Source organism: Streptomyces sp. NPDC048257 (assembly GCF_043201855.1).
Taxonomy (GTDB): domain Bacteria; phylum Actinomycetota; class Actinomycetes; order Streptomycetales; family Streptomycetaceae; genus Streptomyces.
Genome location: NZ_JBICZI010000007.1, coordinates 13,413 through 30,557, shown reverse-complemented (window position 1 = coordinate 30,557; position 17,145 = coordinate 13,413). Strand labels below are relative to the sequence as shown.

The 17,145-nt window shown below is 69.9% G+C and carries 18 protein-coding genes and 1 tRNA gene; 9 read left to right on the top strand and 10 right to left on the bottom strand.

All coding sequences use genetic code 11. The features are described from left to right. Positions 1-90: 90 nt before the first annotated feature. Complete coding sequence (locus ACGFZK_RS16955; RefSeq protein ID WP_393849645.1) at positions 91-1,023, bottom strand: hypothetical protein; 933 nt, start codon at positions 1,021-1,023, stop codon at positions 91-93. Between the two features lie 283 nt (positions 1,024-1,306). Between ACGFZK_RS16955 and ACGFZK_RS16950 the strand changes: the two genes are divergently transcribed. Then, on the top strand, positions 1,307-2,227 hold the full coding sequence (locus ACGFZK_RS16950) for a Yip1 family protein (protein WP_393849644.1): 921 nt from the start codon (positions 1,307-1,309) through the stop codon (positions 2,225-2,227). A 76-nt stretch (positions 2,228-2,303) separates the two neighbouring features. Here the strand turns inward: ACGFZK_RS16950 and ACGFZK_RS16945 are convergent, their stop codons facing one another. Together ACGFZK_RS16945 and dcd are read right to left on the bottom strand one after the other, a co-directional pair. Beyond that, on the bottom strand, positions 2,304-2,801 hold the full coding sequence (locus ACGFZK_RS16945; RefSeq protein ID WP_030009869.1) for a phosphoribosyltransferase: 498 nt from the start codon (positions 2,799-2,801) through the stop codon (positions 2,304-2,306). Further along, positions 2,798-3,385, bottom strand: a complete 588-nt coding sequence (dcd, locus tag ACGFZK_RS16940) for a dCTP deaminase (RefSeq protein WP_362389302.1) — start codon at positions 3,383-3,385, stop codon at positions 2,798-2,800. The genes ACGFZK_RS16945 and dcd overlap by 4 nt, the downstream gene beginning before the upstream one ends. Before the next feature lie 480 nt (positions 3,386-3,865). Here dcd and ACGFZK_RS16935 point away from each other — a divergent pair. From ACGFZK_RS16935 to ACGFZK_RS16925, 3 genes are all read left to right on the top strand, one after another. Continuing rightward, a tRNA-Gly gene (locus ACGFZK_RS16935) sits at positions 3,866-3,936 on the top strand. A gap of 315 nt (positions 3,937-4,251) precedes the next feature. Continuing rightward, positions 4,252-4,992 carry a hypothetical protein gene (locus ACGFZK_RS16930; RefSeq protein ID WP_393849643.1) on the top strand — a complete coding sequence of 247 codons (741 nt, stop codon included), beginning with the start codon at positions 4,252-4,254 and terminating at the stop codon, positions 4,990-4,992. Positions 4,993-5,040: 48 nt separating this feature from the next. Next, on the top strand, positions 5,041-5,535 hold the full coding sequence (locus ACGFZK_RS16925) for a hypothetical protein (protein ID WP_393849642.1): 495 nt from the start codon (positions 5,041-5,043) through the stop codon (positions 5,533-5,535). Positions 5,536-5,613: 78 nt separating this feature from the next. On the opposite strand, the gene ACGFZK_RS16920 is transcribed toward ACGFZK_RS16925, so the two are convergent. From ACGFZK_RS16920 to ACGFZK_RS16910, 3 genes are all read right to left on the bottom strand, one after another. After that, on the bottom strand, positions 5,614-6,765 hold the full coding sequence (locus tag ACGFZK_RS16920) for a tyrosine-type recombinase/integrase (RefSeq protein WP_393849641.1): 1,152 nt from the start codon (positions 6,763-6,765) through the stop codon (positions 5,614-5,616). After that, on the bottom strand, positions 6,765-7,040 hold the full coding sequence (locus ACGFZK_RS16915; RefSeq protein ID WP_385257910.1) for an excisionase family DNA-binding protein: 276 nt from the start codon (positions 7,038-7,040) through the stop codon (positions 6,765-6,767). Before ACGFZK_RS16915 ends, ACGFZK_RS16920 begins: the two co-directional genes overlap by 1 nt. A 143-nt stretch (positions 7,041-7,183) precedes the next feature. Then, positions 7,184-7,675 carry a helix-turn-helix domain-containing protein gene (locus tag ACGFZK_RS16910; protein ID WP_393849640.1) on the bottom strand — a complete coding sequence of 164 codons (492 nt, stop codon included), beginning with the start codon at positions 7,673-7,675 and terminating at the stop codon, positions 7,184-7,186. A 308-nt stretch (positions 7,676-7,983) separates the two neighbouring features. Between ACGFZK_RS16910 and ACGFZK_RS16905 the strand changes: the two genes are divergently transcribed. From ACGFZK_RS16905 to ACGFZK_RS16885, 5 genes are all read left to right on the top strand, one after another. Then, positions 7,984-9,492, top strand: coding sequence for a DnaB-like helicase N-terminal domain-containing protein (locus tag ACGFZK_RS16905; RefSeq protein WP_393849835.1), 1,509 nt, complete (start codon positions 7,984-7,986; stop codon positions 9,490-9,492). A gap of 188 nt (positions 9,493-9,680) precedes the next feature. Beyond that, entirely contained in the window at positions 9,681-10,634 is a 954-nt protein-coding gene (locus ACGFZK_RS16900; RefSeq protein WP_393849639.1) for a DUF2637 domain-containing protein, read from the top strand. 57 nt (positions 10,635-10,691) lie between these two features. Then, positions 10,692-11,288 carry a plasmid mobilization relaxosome protein MobC gene (locus ACGFZK_RS16895; RefSeq protein ID WP_393849638.1) on the top strand — a complete coding sequence of 199 codons (597 nt, stop codon included), beginning with the start codon at positions 10,692-10,694 and terminating at the stop codon, positions 11,286-11,288. After that, the gene (locus ACGFZK_RS16890; protein WP_393849637.1) at positions 11,285-12,985 is read left to right on the top strand and encodes a relaxase/mobilization nuclease domain-containing protein; all 1,701 of its coding nucleotides are present in this window, start codon (positions 11,285-11,287) and stop codon (positions 12,983-12,985) included. Before ACGFZK_RS16895 ends, ACGFZK_RS16890 begins: the two co-directional genes overlap by 4 nt. Before the next feature lie 358 nt (positions 12,986-13,343). Continuing rightward, positions 13,344-13,724 (top strand): hypothetical protein, encoded by a 381-nt coding sequence (locus ACGFZK_RS16885; RefSeq protein WP_393849636.1) that lies wholly within the window; start codon positions 13,344-13,346, stop codon positions 13,722-13,724. 68 nt (positions 13,725-13,792) lie between these two features. On the opposite strand, the gene ACGFZK_RS16880 is transcribed toward ACGFZK_RS16885, so the two are convergent. Genes ACGFZK_RS16880 through ACGFZK_RS16865 form a run of 4 tightly spaced genes read right to left on the bottom strand, consistent with a single transcriptional unit; the run spans position 13,793 to position 17,144 of the window. Then, on the bottom strand, positions 13,793-14,230 hold the full coding sequence (locus tag ACGFZK_RS16880) for an NUDIX domain-containing protein (protein WP_393849635.1): 438 nt from the start codon (positions 14,228-14,230) through the stop codon (positions 13,793-13,795). Positions 14,231-14,258: 28 nt separating this feature from the next. Continuing rightward, positions 14,259-15,089, bottom strand: coding sequence for a hypothetical protein (locus ACGFZK_RS16875; protein ID WP_393849634.1), 831 nt, complete (start codon positions 15,087-15,089; stop codon positions 14,259-14,261). Next, positions 15,070-15,963 (bottom strand): aldo/keto reductase, encoded by an 894-nt coding sequence (locus ACGFZK_RS16870; RefSeq protein WP_393849633.1) that lies wholly within the window; start codon positions 15,961-15,963, stop codon positions 15,070-15,072. The genes ACGFZK_RS16875 and ACGFZK_RS16870 overlap by 20 nt, the downstream gene beginning before the upstream one ends. Continuing rightward, positions 15,960-17,144 carry a cupin domain-containing protein gene (locus ACGFZK_RS16865; RefSeq protein ID WP_393849632.1) on the bottom strand — a complete coding sequence of 395 codons (1,185 nt, stop codon included), beginning with the start codon at positions 17,142-17,144 and terminating at the stop codon, positions 15,960-15,962. Before ACGFZK_RS16865 ends, ACGFZK_RS16870 begins: the two co-directional genes overlap by 4 nt. Between the last annotated feature and the right edge of the window lies 1 nt (position 17,145).

Below are 17,145 nucleotides of genomic sequence, written 5' to 3'. Positions count from 1 at the left end.
CGAGCTCGGACACCCGCACCACCGGAACGGCCGGTCCCCACTCGGGGGACCGGCCGTTCCGGCATGCGGGGACGGCTCAGCGCCGAGGGCTCAGCGCTGACGGCGCAGCATGGCGAAGCCCAGTCCGGCCGCACCCGCCGCGGCCATGCCGCCGCCCGGGGCGACCAGCATCGGGGTGTCGGACCCCGCCGGGGCGACCCCCTCCGCACCGGCCTTCACGCCGCCCTTCGGGACGACCTGCACGGCCTTCCTCGTACCGGACCCGGGCCCCGCCGCGTCGACCGTGCACTTCTCGATCAGCTTTCCGTGGAAGTCGTACACCCAGCTGTTGCCGCCGCCCTTGCCGTCGATGACGACGAACTTCACGAGCTTGCGGTCCTGGACGAGCTTGTACGTCCATCCGTCGTTCTGCGTGCTCGGACGCTTCAGGTCGATCGCGGCGAGGGCGTGGCCGTTCGGCATGGAGATCTCGACGCGCTTGCCGCCGGCGCCGTCCACGAGCTTGGCGATCCGCCCGTCGGGCATGGTGATCCGCGCCGAGCTCTCCTTCTTGGCCTCGGGCTTCGGCTTCGGCTTCGGCTCGGGCTTCGGCGCGCCCTCCATCCAGGAGGTGACGGTGCCGTTCGGCTGGAGCACGACGTGCAGGCCGTTGTTCTGCCCGTAGGCTGCCGCCCCGCCCTTGCTGACCAGCGTGTCCAGCTTCGTGGAGCCGGCGAGGATGTCCGCCTCGAAGTGACTCCTGCCGATCTTGTAGACCTTGGCGACGGACCCGTCCGCCAGCTTCACGGTGGTGACGTACGCCCGGACGCTCGGCGTCGGCTTGACCGACGGGGTCGGCTCGACCGGCGGGGTGGTGGGCGGTACGGACGGGTCCACCGACGGCTGCTCGATCCCCGGCAGCACCTCCGGCTCCGGTACGGCCGGCGAATCCGCGAACGCGGACCCGGCCGGGAGGGCCAGGACGGTGGCCGCGCCGGCGAGGGCGGCGTCGGTACGGAGGGTGCTACGGCGGGTGTTGCGCATGATCTGGGCTCTTCTCGTGCTCGTTCGTGCTCATTCGTGTTCGGGCTGCGTGACGGCGACGAGTACGAAGCTACGGATCCGGTATGTGCGTATTCAGTCGGGAACGTAACGGAAAGCCGCAGAACGCAACGCAACCTCGTAAATCGGACACGCGATTCGGCCGGGCGCGGGGTGGGGCCAGCCCCTCGGGGATCCCCTAAGGGATGTCACAGGTCAGCCGCAAAGGGTGGCTGTTCCGGCCGCCCGGCCACCGGCGCTCGCCGGACCAGGTACGTTCGATCACGTGGCTGGATTCAGGATCGGACGCGGCCGGGACAACAACCGCTCTCCGCAACAACCCCCGCAGCAGCAGCAGTCGTACGGCAGGCAGCAACCACCGCCGCCGTACGGCCAGCAGCCCTACCCTCCCGTCGGCGGCCCGCCACCGCAGCAGCAGTGGCCGCAGCCGGGCGCCGGAGGCCAGGGCGAGCCGGAGTACTTCGACCCGTACGGGCAGCAGCAGCCGCACGCGCAGCAGCCCCCGTACGGCCACGGAGGCCACGGCGGCGGTGGGGGCTACACGAACGACAACCCGGGGCACACCCAGGTCTTCGCCGTCGGCGAGGACCCGTACGGCCAGGGCGCGACCTACCAGGCGGGCTCGGCCGCGGCGGCGCCGTCCGGGCCCCGGCTGCCGTGGAAGGAACTGCTCCGCGGCATCGTGACGCGGCCGGGGCAGACCTTCCTCCAGATGCGCGACTACGCCGTCTGGGGCCCCGCACTGATCGTGACCTTCCTCTACGGTCTCCTCGCGGTCTTCGGCCTCGACGACGCCCGCGAGGACGCGATCAACGCGACGCTGGCGAAGGCCGTCCCGATCGTCCTGTCCGCCGGCGTGGCCTTCGTCATCTGCGGCCTGATCCTGGGCGCGGTCACGCACACGCTGGCCCGCCAGCTGGGCGGTGACGGCACGTGGCAGCCGACCGTCGGCCTGTCGATGCTGGTGATGTCCATCACGGACGCGCCGCGCCTGCTGTTCGCCGTGTTCCTCGGCGGCGACAACATGGTCGTCCAGGTCCTGGGCTGGGCCACCTGGGTGGCCGCCGGAGCCCTCTTCACCTCGCTGATCAGCAAGTCGCACGACCTGCCGTGGCCGAAGGCCCTGGGCGCGTCCTCGATCCAGCTGGTCGCCCTGCTGTCGATCATCAAACTGGGCACCATCTAGCCCCGCCGCCGCATACGGGAGGGCCCGCCGCGCAACGTCTGCGCGGCGGGCCCTCCCGTATGCGTGTCGGTACCGTCTAGGCGTCGAGGACCTGGCCCTCACGCTTCACGACGGGCGGTTCGACGGACCAGGGGAAGTTGATCCACTCGTCGGTCTTCTTCCACACGTACTCGCACTTCACGAGCGAGTGGGACTTCTCGTAGACGACGGCGGAACGCACCTCGGCGACATGGCCCAGGCAGAAGTCGTGGACGAGCTTCAGCGTCTTGCCGGTGTCGGCCACGTCATCGGCGATGAGGACCTTCTTGTCGGTGAAGTCGATCGCCTCGGGCACGGGCGCCAGCATCACGGGCATTTCAAGAGTGGTACCCACACCTGTGTAGAACTCCACGTTCACCAGGTGGATGTTCTTGCAGTCGAGGGCGTACGCCAGCCCGCCGGCGACGAACACGCCCCCGCGGGCGATGCTCAGGATGATGTCGGGCTCGTAGCCGTCGTCGGCGATCGTCTGCGCCAGCTCGCGCACGGCGCGCCCGAAGCCGTCGTAGGTCAGGTTCTCGCGTACGTCGCTCATGCCTCGTGCCTCACCTGGGTGCGGTGGAAGTTCTGGAAGGAGCGCGAGGCGGTCGGCCCGCGCTGCCCCTGGTACCGGGACCCGTAGCGCTCGCTCCCGTACGGGAACTCGGCGGGCGAGCTGAGCCGGAACATGCACAGCTGCCCGATCTTCATGCCCGGCCAGAGCTTGATCGGCAGGGTGGCGAGGTTCGACAGCTCCAGGGTCACGTGGCCCGAGAACCCGGGGTCGATGAACCCGGCGGTCGAGTGCGTCACCAGGCCGAGGCGGCCCAGACTGGACTTCCCCTCCAGTCTGGAGGCGATGTCGTCGGGCAGCGAGATGACCTCGTAGGTCGAGGCGAGGACGAACTCACCGGGGTGGAGGATGAACGCCTCGTCACCCTCCGGCTCGACCATCCTGGTCAGGTCGGTCTGCTCGACCGCCGGATCGATGTGGGCGTAGCGGTGATTCTCGAACACCCGGAAAAACCGGTCGAGACGTACATCGATGCTGGAGGGCTGCACCATCGATTCCTCGAACGGGTCGATGCGAACCCGTCCGCTGTCGATCTCGGCCCGGATGTCTTTGTCAGAGAGAAGCACGTCCCGAGGATACGCAGAGCGCGCGGGCCACCCCCAATCGAGAGGGGCTGCCCGCGCGCCCGGCCCAGCGTCCAGCGCCCGGCGCTGTCTCCTACCGCTTCGCGCCGCCCACGGGCACGGCGTGGCGCAACCGCGCGCACCGCGGACACCGCAGCAGCCGCCCGGGCCCGATCCGGCCGGCACCGAGGTGCTGCAGCGGGAAGGAGGCGGTACTGAAAACGTGCCCTTCGGCACAACGGACGACGGTGTGCTCCATCGAGTCCCTTTCCCCAACGAGCCGTACTGCGACGAATCGCCACATTAGGGGATGTTCGGTACCCGCTCCAGCCGCCGCTCCGCACGCACACGGTACGCCCCAACTCCCGCACGCACACGCCTCGGTGCACATCACACACGACAACGACCCCGCGGCAAATTCACCGGGGGTCGATCATGAGGTAGAGTGAGCAAAACCAGGGATCCAGGCAACTGGCCCGCTGTGCGGATGTAGTTTAATGGTAGAACATGAGCTTCCCAAGCTTATAGCGCGGGTTCGATTCCCGTCATCCGCTCTTACAAGAAGGCCCAGTTCAGCGCCCTGGGCCTTCTTCGTTGTCTAGATCTCTCAGCCCTCGCCGTGCCCTCCGCGTGCCCCAAGTCCCTCGCATGCCTTTGCCAGATGGCCATCCGCTCACGAGCTGAAGCCCGGAACGGCCCGAGGTGCGAGCCTCGACCTCATGGCCGGCGTCACTCCTGCGCCTGCCGCCCGCCTCATCGCCACCGCAAAGGGCATCCGTGCGTGGGACCCAACGCGGTAGGAAAGCGGTCGCCGCTCAAACCGCCAAACGCCTCACTCTCGATGCCGCCCCTGGCTAGCGTGTGACCTCATGACCGATGCCACACCTGGCGGGGTGGACCTGCTGTCGTGCCTGGACCGTCTGCAGTTGCGTTTTGATTCCGCAGCCCCTCTGGTCGCGACGGACGCCCATGATGATCCGGCGGTCCTGGAATGGAGCTGCCGTGCTGTCCTACCTCTGTGGGACCCGGACGATGACGAGGCCGTAGCCGAGAACTCACGATTGCTGGCCCCAGGCGTTTCGCTCGCAGACAAGAACGAGGGTGACGGCCGGGAGCTGACGATCTTGGCCATGTCCGGCATCACACTGGATCTTTGGCACATCGGCCGCATCTACGACTCGCTGGACTCGCGCAACGCCGACTACGAGCACTTCGCACCGCTCTTCGACAAGTCCGGCGACCTTGGCCTCCATCTCGATCTGGAGGAGTGCCTGGTCAACGGCACCCACGTCGTCATCATCGATCGGGCCCGGATCGCGCCGGCGTGGCGTGGCCTGGGTGGCGTAGGGCGGCTGCTGATCAGCCGCCTGCTCCGCTGGGTCGCCGGTCGGGCCGCGATCGTGGCAACACACCCCTACCCGATCGACATCCCCATCGACGAACGGGATGACGAGGCCAGGGAGGCGCGCGAGAAGGTGCTTGTCCAGCGCTGCTGGCAGTCCTTGGGTTTCGAGCCGTTTCGCGAAGACGTGTGGGTGATGCAGCCGCACCTTCGCGCACACGAAGACGCGGTCAAGCGCCTCGAAGCGACGTTCTCCCCATACCTCTGAGCCCAGGCCTATCCAGCCGTAATGCCGATGAGAGGCGATCAGTACGCGATGAATGAATTCACGAACTACAAGGCGCAGCAGCGGCTGGGCGTACTGCAAGTCCTGCACTTGGAGACCCTGGACTTCTCGGGCATGAACCCCGAGGCAACCCTCGCTGACTTCGAGCGCCATCTACGGGAGCGCGTAGATGCTCTCGATGCCGAGCTGGAGGCCAACGAACAAGCGGCCAGGGCAGCCGTGACGACCAAGCCTCTGTCAGGTCCGCTAGCTGATCCCGAGCGCCTGCGAGCATTCCTCGAAGACCAAGGGTCGGAGCCACCGCGTGGTTCGGCCAACAGCGATGTCTGGTGGGATCGGCGAAGAGCCGTACTCGCCGAAATCAAGGCACAGGGACTACAGGATGCTCTGGACTGGGAGTGCCGGAGCTGCGGCTCCGCTGCCGGCATCGCCTGCCGTACAGCAGGAGGCAGGACGCGAGAGCCTCATTTCCTGCGAGCCACCGATGCCGAGCTGCCCTATCGGCAGGCTTACGGCTTGGGGTGAGCGCAGGGCCCCCGCCCAGGAGGCCGGTCGGCGAAAGGCCAGGGCAGCTAGCACAGCGCCCTGGCCCCACACGTGTCCTCAGGCTTCCCGCGGCAGCCGAGGAACGACGATCATCTTCTGCCTGGCCGCGCGGACCCGCGCGTCGATACCTCCGGCGACCTCCAGCTGACGCTCGTCGTCGGAGTGCTGATAGATCATCGCGGCCTTCTCCGAGGACTGGCCGGCGCGGACCATCGTGTCCTTGAGCGTGGCCCCCGACTGCGTCGACAGGGTGTGTCCCGTGTGGCGCAGGTCGTAGAAGCGGAAGTCCTTCGGGAGGCCTGCCTTCGCGCGGGCCTTGGCCCACTTGCGGCCGAAGGACGTGCGCCGGAACGGCGCTCCCTTCTCCCCCACGAACAGCAGCCCGTCGGGCTCCTTCTCCGCGAACCAGTCCAGGTGCCGCTTGACCTCCATGTAGAGGAAGGCCGGCAGGTGGACGGTGCGGACGCCCGCCGCCGACTTGGTGTCGCCCTCGACGCGGCGGCCGGTGTTCAGCTCCGGGGCCGCCTCGGTGATCCGTACGGCGAGGGGGTCGAGGGTGACCGAGGTCCGGCGCAGGGCCGCCTGCTCCTCCGGGCGCATCGGGCCGTATGCGCAGAAGTAGACCATCAGCCGCCAGCGCGGACCCATGGCCTCGGCGAGTTCGTCGACCTGGGCGACGGTCGCGGTCGAGCGCTCCTTGGCCTGCTCGCTTCCCGCGCCCCTGATTCGGCACGGGTTGCGGCGGATCAGCTCGTCGTCGGTCGCCGTCTCCATGATGGCCTTAAGCAGCCGGTAGGACTTGGCCACGGTCGTGGCGCCGGTGACGGTCAGGCGCTCGGCCCGCCAGGTGCGTACGAGCGGCGGGGTGATCTCGTCCAGGTCGAGGTCGCCGAAGCCGGGGAGGACGTGCAGGCGCAGCAGGCGGCGGTACAGCTCATCCGTGGTGGCGGCGAGGCCCCGCTCGTCGACCCACTTGAGCGCGTAGGCCTCGAAGTTGACCTTGCCCACGTCCGGGTCGGTCCAGTGATTGCGCTGGATGTCCGCCTTGGTGAGGGTGAGCCAGTCCTGCGCGTCGGTCTTCGTCGCAAAGGTCTCCGGGGCCGTGCGGCGGCTGCCGTCGGGGGCCCAGTAGCGCGCCTGCCAACGGCCGGACGGGAGCTGGCGGGTGGTGCCGAATTCGCGCCGCCGCTGCGGCTTGCGGGCCGCCATCAGGCCGCCTTCCCGAAGCGGGAACGGGCGTCGCGGAGGGTGGGGACGGTGCTCGCGTCGATGTACGCGGCGAGAACGCTGTCGGCGATGCGGACGTGCTTGCCGAACTTGGCGTAGCCGATGCGGCGTTCCTGGATGAGGCGCCGGATGAAGCGCACGCCGGTGCCGAGGCGTTCGGCGGCCTGCTCCACGGTGAGGAAGGTGTCGGGGGTGGTCACCTCCTTCGCGGTGCGCGGGCGCTGGGTGGAGGTGTGGGGTATCGCCTGGTGGCGCAAGCAGTGCTCCGGTTTCTGGCCGGGTTGGCGGGGGCGGCAACCCCCTGAGCCGGCCGTGTGTCGTTCAAGGATGGGATGGGCGGTACTGCGGCTGCGAGCTGGGGGTTTGCAGGCCCAGGGCAGCGGGGTGAGGTGGGGTGCGGCTACGCGCCGGGAGGCTGTCCGTACCGCTCTGTGTTGATCTTCATCGCCTCGGCGGCGATGGCGTTGGAGACCATCGCGTCGGCCTCGGTGGCGATCTCAGGGTGGTCGGCCAGGTAGGCCGCGAGGTCGTCCCGCGCCTGGGTGGCTTCGGCGCCGGCGCGGAAGGAGGCCCGATAGGTGGCGACCACGTTGTCGATGAGCTCCATGGCGCGACCCATAGCCGCCAGGCTCGGCGGCCCGACGAAGTTGCTGAGGGGGACGCCGAAGATCTCGGCGAAACCGATGGCCTCGTCGAGGTTGATCCGGCGCTTGCGGTTCTCGATGCGCCAGACCGCGGACGGGTTCATGTCGAAGCCCGCCTCGTTGAGCAAGTCGGACAGCGCGGTGGTGCTCCAACCGCGCTTCTCCCGCTCCAGCTTGATCCGCACGGCGGCGTTCTCCTCGCCGCTGAGCAGCACCCCCTCGGGGGCGTCGCTCTCGTCCTCCGGCATCACCCCTCCCTTCTGTCGCTGCGTCGGCCACGGTTTTGCGGCATGCCAAAACCATACATCATCTTCTGCGGTTCGCATAGATCTCTGCCAACCGCATAATGTGTGGTACGGTTCGATCACCCCCCAGAAGACCGCAGCGATCCCCTGGAGTCCGCGACCCTTACCCAGACATGCAAAAAGCCCCCCGGTGGTCCAACACCGAGGGGCCCAAAGCGCAAACCTCACGCCGCCCATCCCTGAACGACTGACCTGCGAGGCCGGGATTGCCGTCCCATGTGGCCCGCACGTAGAGGAGCTTCTTGTCCAGTATGGACGACCCCCTGCCGAACCCGCCACACCTCGCCGTGACCGACATGACCGCCGTGCCGCCGTACGACGCGGACGCGGAGGCCGCCGTCCTGGGCTCCTGCATGTTCAGCGCCGACATCGTCGACGCGGTCCGCAACCTCCTTGAGGGGCCGGACTTCTACCGCCCCGCGCACGAGACCGTGTGGCGGGCGATCCTGGCCCTGCGCAGCGAGGACAAGCCGACCGACCCGATCGTGCTCAGCGACCGGCTGGGCGAGCAGGGCGACCTGGACCGCGTCGGCGGCGTGGCCTACATCCACCGGCTCGCCGACGCCACTCCCTCAGTCAGCGGGGCGGTCCACTATGCCGGGATCGTGCGGAGGAAGGCTGACCTGCGGCGCCTGCGCGCTTCCGGCATGCGCACCGTGCAGCGGGCCATGGAGCCGGGTGCCGACCCCGATGCGATCCGCAGCGAGGTCGCGGCCGAGGTACGCGCCGAGGGCGAGCGCGCCCTGGCGTCGGGGCAGGGGCGGCTGTCCCGGTTCATCACCGACGGGTGGAGCTTCGTCACCGAATCCGGTGCCGACACCGACCCGTTGTGGGGCACCCGCGAGCAGACCGCCTGGGCCTCCGGGGTGAGTCTGATGCTCGTCGGCGCTCCCGGCGTCGGCAAGACGACCCTCGCGCACCAGGTGGTCTTCGCCCGTCTGGGCCTGGCCAACAGCGTCCTGGGCATGCCCGTCGCACCGGGCAAGCGGGTGCTGTACCTGGCCCTGGACAGGTACAAGCAGATCGCCCGCGCCCTGGCCCGCCGGATCCAGCCCGAGCACCAGGCGAGGCTGCGCGACGGACTGGCCGTCTGGCAGGGCCCGCTGCCCGCGACGCTCGACAAGGAGCCCGACCTCCTGCTCGACCTCGCCAAGGCCCACGGGGCCGACACGATCGTGATCGACAGCCTGAAGGACGCGGTGAGCACCCTGGTCGACGACGCCCTCGGCGTCGCCTACAACAACGCCCGCCAGCGAGCCATGCGCGACGGAGTCGAGGTCATCGAGCTGCACCACCAGCGCAAGGCCGGCGAGGGCACACCGCGCGCCCAGAAGCCCACGCTGGACCGGGTCTACGGCTCCACGCACATCGTCTCCGGCGCGGGCAGCGTCCTGTACGTGGGCGGAGAGGCCGGCGACCTCGCCGTCACGCTCCACCACCTCAAGACGCCCACGGGAGAGATCGGCCCGCTCCAGGTCATCCACGACCACGAGCGCGGCATCAGCATGGTCGATCCCGCGCTGGATCCCGTCGAGATCCTCCGGGGGCGCCCCGACGGACTGACCGTCCGCGAACTCGCCCGCATCGAGAGCGGCGAGAACATCCCCGACCGCGCCGCCACCGAGAAGGCCCGACGCACGCTGGACCGCATGGTGAAGACCGGACTCGCGGTCAAGGCCGAGGGCGCCGCAGGCGGCAGCGGAGGCGGCCAGCAGGCCCGCTACCGCGCCTCGGCCAGGCACATCAGCGCCGTCTCGTAGCGCTACCTCCGGGGTCCGCGAACCGTGCACGGGGGCGTACACGCGCCCTTGGGGCACGCCCCCGTCCACACGGTCTCGCCGACGTACACGCTTCACACAAAACCGCAGTTCAGACGATCACGCACCCGTACACGCCGTACACGTGCCAGAGCGTTCACGCGCGAGCCCCCCTTTAGAAGGGGGCTCGCGTGTACGCCCCCTCCGTGAACGCCGTGATCGCCTCCACAAAACCCACTTGGAGCACCCTTCTGAGCACCAGCCCCACACCCCGGACCGCCCCTACGGAGGCGGTCGGGCGCTACGTCCTCGCCGCGGCCGGCGCCGTGATCATCGCCCTGACCGCCGCCGGGTTCTGGCTCTCGTACGCGCACCTGGCCGAGGTCGCCGGAGCCCACGGCCTGGCCGCCTCCCCCATCCGGCAGTGGGCATGGCCGGCGACCCTGGACGCCTTCGTCGTCATCGGCGAACTCCTGATGCTGCACGCCGGTCTTCGCCGGGAGCCCGACGGGTGGGCCATCACGCTGACCGCCACCGGCTCGGTCGGCTCCATCGTGCTCAACGTGGCCGGGGTCAGCGGCACCGGGGACGCCCCGGTCCCCGTCCTCGACTACGTGGTCGCCGCCGTCCCGCCGACGGCTGCCCTACTCGCCTTCGGCGTGCTCATGCGGCAGATCCACCGCCTCGTCGCCACGCCCGCCCCTGAGCCGAACGCCACGGTGGCAAAGGCCGAGGAGCCTCATTCGGTAGATCCGAAGACTGTGGCCAGCCACAACCACGCCCAGCCTGATCGAAGCGCCACACCAGCGCCCGAGGCGCTCGTCACCGCACCCACTCGGAACCGCCCCGCCCACCGCCCAGCAATGAGCACGGCGCCCACGGACGAAGTGGTGGGCGGCAGCAAGGAGGTGACCTCACCCACGAAGTCGGCCAAGCAGGCCGGCGGTCCGCTACCCAAAGCGGCGATGGAGGAGGTTCTCGACATCGGCCGCACGGCCAAGCTGGGGCCGAAGGGCCGAGCCTCCCGCCGCCACATCGAGGCGGCCGTCCGGACCAAGGGCTTCTCCATCAGCCGGGTCCGAGCGCAGGACGCCCAGCGCATTCTGCAGGCCGAACTCGACGGGACCAGCGAGACCACGTCCTGATCAGCCGTATTCGCGATACCCCACCCCGCACCGACTCACCCCACACAGGAGCACCACATGCATGACCAGCAGGACCCTTCGCCCCACAATCCGGAGGAGACCATCGCAGCTTCAGGCGCAGCAAGTTGGAGGTTCGGACACTCCCCCGTCGGGGGCGCGTCCGAACCGGATCCCGCCCCGGGGGTGGCGGGCTCCGTCCCGCGCCAGGGGGCACGGGACGGAAAGGCTGCGGCCGAGGGCGGACCGCAGCCTGCGAAGCGCCGGGGCAAGCCCCGTGCCCGCGCCAAGCAGCGGCGCCCCGCACTCAGCGTCCGTCTCAGCGAAGCCGAGCGCGCACTCGTCTCCACCGGCGCCGATGCCGTCGACATGAGCGAGGCCGGCTTCGTCGCGCACAGCGCACTCGCTGCGGCCCGCGACCTGAACCGCACCGCTGCCGTCATCGCCACCGAGCAGGACGTCCTCATCACCCTGTTCACCCTGCGCCGCCAACTCGGCTTCGCCAACAACAACCTCAACCAGGCGGCCAAGGCCCTGCACCTGGGCATCGCCCCCGAAGGACTCGACGACACCATCGCCGCCGTCCGCCGCGCCGCCGAGAACATCCACCGCGTCACCGCCCGCATGACCGACCCCGAAGGAACCCAGACCGCTTGATCCCCTCCATCCACAAACAGGGCGCCCGCACCGCCGGTCTGATCGCCTACCTCTTCGGCGCCGGCCGGAGCGAAGAGCACGTCGACCCCCACCTGGTCGCCTCCTTCGACGGCCTCGCCCCCGACCCCGGCCGTGACCTCGGCGCCACCGAAGAGGATCTCCAGCAGCTCCTCGACGAACCCCTCCACCTCCTCTCCGAGGACACCCGACCGGACAAGCACGTCTGGCACGCCTCGGTCCGTGCCGCCCCCGGCGACCGCACGCTCAGCGACGACGAGTGGGCGGACATCGCCCGCCGCGTCATCGCCGCCACCGGCATCGACCCCGGCGACGGTGCGGGCTGCCGCTGGGCGGCCGTCCGCCATGCCGACGACCACATCCACCTCATCGCCACCCTCGTACGCGAAGACGGCCGCAAGCCCGACCACCACCGCTCCGGCAAACGTGCCCAGGCAGAATGCCGTCGCATCGAGGCCGACTACGACCTCTATCGTGTGGCGCCCGGGGACGGGACCGCGGCCAAGCGCCCCACCAGCGCCGAACGCCACAAAGCCCAGCGACAGGGCCGGGACCGTACCGCCCGCGAGGAACTGCGCGAGACCGTCCGACGCGCCGCCGCGGGTACCGGCTCGGAGGCGGAGTTCTTCGACCGCCTCGCCTCCGCCGGCCTCCTCGTCAAGCGCCGGATCGCCCCCTCCGGTGACACCCTCGGCTACACCGTCGCCCTGCCCGAGGACCACAACAAGGGCGGGGCGCCCGTCCACTACTCGGGGTCCAAGCTCGCGCCCGACCTCTCCCTGACCCGCCTCCGCGAACGCTGGACCGGTGCACCGACCCGGCCGACGCCCGCCCTCGCCAGCCGTCCCGCATCCGCTCGTCGCCGCGCCACGGGAGCCGTCTGGCAGGCGGTGCTCCTCATCGATCACGGTGCCGACGGGACCGTGGCCGCCCAGCTCGCCGCCGCCGGCGAAGTCCTCGACGCCCTCGCCAAGACCTCCGCCTCCCATACCCGCACCCAGCTGCGGCAAGCGGCCACGGCCTTCGAGCGGGCGGCCCGCTCCCACGTGCGCGCCGAACGCGGCCAGGACCAGGCCCTGCGCCAAGCTGCCCGCGATCTCGTGCACAGCGGTCCGGCCCTGGGGCGGGGCGAAGACGGTGCCACGGCCGCGATGCTGATCGACATGGCGTTCTTCCTCGCCGTAGCGGCGTCCGCCTGGCACGCCAAGAAGAACCACGCACAGCAGGCCGTCGCCGCCCTCCAGGCAGCCGACCATCTCCGGGCCGCCTACGGGGCCGCCGCGGCCCAGCCCATGGCCCTCCTCCAGCAGCGGGGTCGACGCATGTCCCGGCCCCTGCAAGACCGGCAAGCAGCGGCCCTGCGCCACGCCATCCCCGACCTGGCGGAACAGATCCTGGCCGAACCCGGCTGGCCCGGCCTGGCGGCCACCCTCGCCAACGCCCAGGCCGCCGGCCACAGCCCCGCCGACCTGCTCGCCGAAGCAGCCCAGCGGAGGGAGTTGGGCAGCGCCACCTCTATCAGCGAAGTCCTCGTCTGGCGGCTTCGGCACCTTGCGCAGCTACCCGCCGACCCCGTCACCGCGCCCTCCGGCATCGCGCGCACTGGCAGCGTCCAGGCCCCGCCGTCCACCACACGGACGACCGTCAAGGCCGCCAGCGACAACGCCCGCCGTCGCTGAGCCGACTCATCGCGGCGCCGCCTATATCCGACGATCCAGGATTATCGAATTCCCGGATCCTGCGGAGCATTGAAGGCACCACCAGCAATCGCCCCGCAAGGAATCCCCGTATGCCCAAACCAAATTCCGACCCGGAATCATCGTGCCCGAAGCGCGGCACGAGGACCCAGGCTCACCCCGCTCCTCCCACCTGGCCTCTCGGCACAGGGCGCCCGACCGCCCAGGCTGCACGCCGCTGCCGTCACCGCTGACCGGAGCGCGCGGCGCAACATAGCCGACGATCCCCGGTCAGCCAAACCGGGGAATCTCCAGACACTTAAAACAACGCCCTTCCCGCACACTTTCGAGGAACACTCGCATGCCTGAAACCGAAACCCGACCCGCCGTCGTCGCCCTCCTCTGCGACTCGGACTTCAAATACCGGCGCGACACCAAAACCTGGTCCCACATAGACGGCCGCCCCTTCACCAAGGAGGAGCAGACCACCGCCTTGAACGCCACCCGCGACGAGTTCGAAGAGTTCGCCGCGCAGCACACTCGCTACATGGAGTACCTGCGGACGACGGAGGAAGCCCCGGAAGCCCTCCAGCGGTTCCTCGCCCCGTTCATGGATCAACTCACGAAGAAGACCCTCGGCAACGCCGTCGAGCTCATGGATGAGGCCGAAAGGGCCCAGCTGGACCAGCTGCTTGGCCGCATGACCGAGCCCCCTCGCCGCTTCACCGCGTACACCTTCTGACCAACACCACCCACCGGGGCCAACGCGATTCCGCGTTGGCCCCGGTGGCATGTCCGCATGGCGTACGGCTAGGCCGCGACCCCGGCTCCGAGCGTGCCGGCGCCGATGGCGCCCCGTAGGACGCGGGCGATCTCCTCGGGCTTGAGGTCGATGCCGTCGAGCCCCTCCACGGTCAGCGGGATCTCCTCCAGCGCGTACTCGCCACGGCCCTCTGCGCTGAACTCGGGGCCGGTGCGGTCCTCGAAGGACCACGTCGCGATGTGGGCGAGGTAGAAGAGCTGACGCTCTTCATCGGACTCCATCGTGTGCAGGAGGCGGACGATGTCGGCCTTCCCCGCGATCTCTTCGTGGATCTCCCGGTGAAGGGCGGCCTCCCGGGACTCGTCGCTCTCCTCGACGCCGCCGCCGGGCAGCACCCAGTACACGGGGATTCCGGGCTTGGTGCGGCGGATGACCAGCATCGTGTCGTCCGCGGTGACGAGGACGGCTCGGACTCGTTCGATCATGTTGGTCTGTCTCCTTGGTTGTTGACGCTCAGCGAGGAAGGATGCCCGTCACTTCCTCCGCGCGCCGGCGCAACAGTGGAGCCAGCTCCCTGTACCAACCCCGGCCGACGGCCTGGAGCATTTCGGCGAGAGCGACCTGTTCGCCAATCCGGCCGGCGGGGGTGTCGAGGACGTCGGCGAACTCGGTGCGGATGCGTGTGGCCACGGCGGGGACGCGGAGGCTGTTGACGTAGAGCATGGCCGGGTCGTAGCCGACGGGGACGGCGCCCCAGCGTTCCCAGTCGAGGATGACGAGGGGGTGGTGGGTGAGGTTGGCCCACTGGAGGTCGGCGTGGCCGGTGATGCGTTCGGTGATGGTCGGCGCGGGGATGCCGAGGAACTCGGGGAACACGCGGTCCGCCCAGGACTGACGGATGGTCTCGCGGGGCGGCTCGGCGGCGCTGAGGGCGTCCAGGCTCTCCCGCAGCGTCGCCCACCAGGAGTCCGGGAGACCTGGGTCCTCCGTGAGGTCGGGGGTGTCCGGGGAGATGACTGGCTGGGCGACGTAGTCGATCAGCTCGGCCTCGAAGACGTGCTCCCCGCCCTCCCATCGGTACAGGTCGTGGAGGTGGGGGCGGGACACCTTGTCCGAGACCCGTTCCTCGGCGAGCGCGATGCCCTCGTTCCGGGTGGTGGGGGTCTTGGCAGCTTCACCGCAGTGGACGCGGAGCCAGTGGCCGCCTTCGGTACGGGAGCCGATCGTCCGGCCGAGCCATCCCCACGACAGCGGGCCCGTCGGAGCGGTGGCCAGGTGTGAGGACGCGGTGGCGAGGGCGTCCTCCATGCGGGCCCTGGTGGTCTCATCCTTGGGCGAGTACATCCGTGATCCTCCTGAGCTGGTCCGGTTCGAGCGGGGAGGCGATGGCCTCTTTGGCGGCCTTCCAGTGCTGCGGCGTACTGGCGGACAGCAGTACCACGTCCAGGCTCGGGCAGGACGCCGCAGCCAGGAGGCAGGCGGCGGCCGTGCCGGTGCCTCGTCGGATGAACTCGGCGAGTTCGGGTGTGGCCAAGTCGAGGAGTTCGCCGCCGTGCAGGGGTGAGGAGCCGAAGGTGAGCAGGCCTGCGGCGCGAGCCTGGACGAGCGGACCCCGCCCACCGAGGGCGAGCGCGATCGGGCGGACCATGACGAGGCTGACCGGCTGCTGGATCGCGCCGAGGTGGTGTTCACCCGATCCGGCGGCCTCTTTGGCCAGGCCGAGGAGTTCGGGGACGGTGAATGCCTCGTGCTGAAAGCCGGACCAGGTGGCCACTCCGTACCCGGCGATGCGGCCTTCGGCGGCGTACTGCTCCAGCTCGCAGAACACGTCGCGCAGCCGCGCGTGCAGCACCCCACGGTCCTGGTGGGCGTGCTCGGGGTTGTGGACGAACACGATGTCGGCACGGCCCAGGGTCGCAAGGGAGCGATCGGTCTGCCAGCGGGCGAAGCCGGGGTGGAGGCTGTGGCCGACGGCGGCTTCCTCGGATGGGAGGACTCCGGCCGCCACTGCAGCCTCGCCTTCCTGCTGGGTGAAGAAGCCAGTCTTCGTCGCGATCATGGCGCGGGGGTGGTCGGCGATGACCGGGCCGAGTGTCTGGTGGGCAGTGGCGTAGTTGGGTGCGGTGTCCAGCCACACCAGACCGTCGGAGCAAGCGGTGCGCGCCGGCTCCTCGACAGCGCGCACCCGGTACGTCCCGAGGCCGAGGGCGGCGGTCACCTGGGTGCCTCGATCACGGCGGCGGCCTGTCCACCGACCAAGGCCGAAACGATCTCGGCGCTCTGGGCGACGGTGAGGCCGGATGCGGTGGCGAGCTCCCCGAGTGTGACCGGGGGCCCGTCGGCCAGGCGGTGCAGCAGCGGTGCGGCGGGCAGTGCGAAGGTCCATTCGCGCCCGGCGCCGGAGAAGGTCACCGCCTCGGCGTCCTGGTCCACCCGGGCGCGGGGCACGGTGACCTGGACGGTGATCCCGGGCTCGGGCGGAACCGTCGCCAGGTGCGGCAGGGAAAGGCGTGGCTGACCTGGGTGCGTGGTGTCCAGCGACCTCTCCCACCGGTCCAGAATCGCCGGGTCATCCAGAGCGGCCAGCACTTTCTTGCGTACGGCGCCCAGGTAGTCGGCCCGCTCTTCGGAGGTGCTGAAGCGAGGGACGTCGGAGCGGACGGTTGCGCTGGTCCGGAGGTCGTCGCACAGCCATCCGAGGAACTCGGCACCGGTCTGCGTGGCCAGGCCGAAGGTGAGGTGGAGCGAGGCGGTGCCCTGGTCGGCGCTCACCGCGTGCCACCAGCCGCGCGGCAGGTAGAGGAGATCGCCGGGCGTCAGGACGATGTCCGCGATCGGCTCGCCCGTCGGGGCCTCGGGAGCTTCGACGTCGCGCCAGGCGGGGGCCTGCCGGGTGGGTCCGTAGATCTTCCACCTCTTGGAGCCTTCGAGTTGGAGGACCACGACGTCGTGGTCGTCCCAGTGGGTACCGAAGCCCTCTTCGGACGTCCAGGAGGCGTACGCGTTGGCCTGGACGGGGGTCCGGAAGAACCGTTCGAGGCCGGCGGCAGCCTCGCGGACGGGCGGGTGGATCTGGTCGATCGCGTCGATGACAAGGGACGCGCCCTCGGCGAGGCGCGCGTGGAACTCGGCGGGCTGGGGCTGGTACCAGGACACCCCGCGCCGGTTCGTGCGCAGGACGGAGTACGCCGTTGCGGGGACGGCCTCCCCCGCGCGGGAGAGTCGCATGCGGGGCGGCTCCAGCCGGTGCGCGGCGACGATCTCGTTGATGTCGTCCCAGGTCAACAGGGTGGGAACGGCGGCGCCGGCTGAACGGATCACTGCGTGGGCGCGGAAACACGTCTGGGCGAGGAACGTGTCCCCGCCCAGACGCTGCGCCCACGATGCGGAATCAATCACC

Bases quoted from the DNA above. Each gene is read 5' to 3' on its own strand.
- ACGFZK_RS16955 (WP_393849645.1), bottom strand. From the start codon at position 1,023: ATGCGCAACACCCGCCGTAGCACCCTCCGTACCGACGCCGCCCTCGCC.
- ACGFZK_RS16945 (WP_030009869.1), bottom strand. From the start codon at position 2,801: ATGAGCGACGTACGCGAGAACCTGACCTACGACGGCTTCGGGCGCGCC.
- ACGFZK_RS16930 (WP_393849643.1), top strand. From the start codon at position 4,252: ATGACCGATGCCACACCTGGCGGGGTGGACCTGCTGTCGTGCCTGGAC.
- ACGFZK_RS16925 (WP_393849642.1), top strand. From the start codon at position 5,041: ATGAATGAATTCACGAACTACAAGGCGCAGCAGCGGCTGGGCGTACTG.
- ACGFZK_RS16920 (WP_393849641.1), bottom strand. From the start codon at position 6,765: ATGGCGGCCCGCAAGCCGCAGCGGCGGCGCGAATTCGGCACCACCCGC.
- ACGFZK_RS16910 (WP_393849640.1), bottom strand. From the start codon at position 7,675: ATGCCGGAGGACGAGAGCGACGCCCCCGAGGGGGTGCTGCTCAGCGGC.
- ACGFZK_RS16905 (WP_393849835.1), top strand. From the start codon at position 7,984: ATGGACGACCCCCTGCCGAACCCGCCACACCTCGCCGTGACCGACATG.
- ACGFZK_RS16895 (WP_393849638.1), top strand. From the start codon at position 10,692: ATGCATGACCAGCAGGACCCTTCGCCCCACAATCCGGAGGAGACCATC.
- ACGFZK_RS16885 (WP_393849636.1), top strand. From the start codon at position 13,344: ATGCCTGAAACCGAAACCCGACCCGCCGTCGTCGCCCTCCTCTGCGAC.
- ACGFZK_RS16880 (WP_393849635.1), bottom strand. From the start codon at position 14,230: ATGATCGAACGAGTCCGAGCCGTCCTCGTCACCGCGGACGACACGATG.
- ACGFZK_RS16875 (WP_393849634.1), bottom strand. From the start codon at position 15,089: ATGTACTCGCCCAAGGATGAGACCACCAGGGCCCGCATGGAGGACGCC.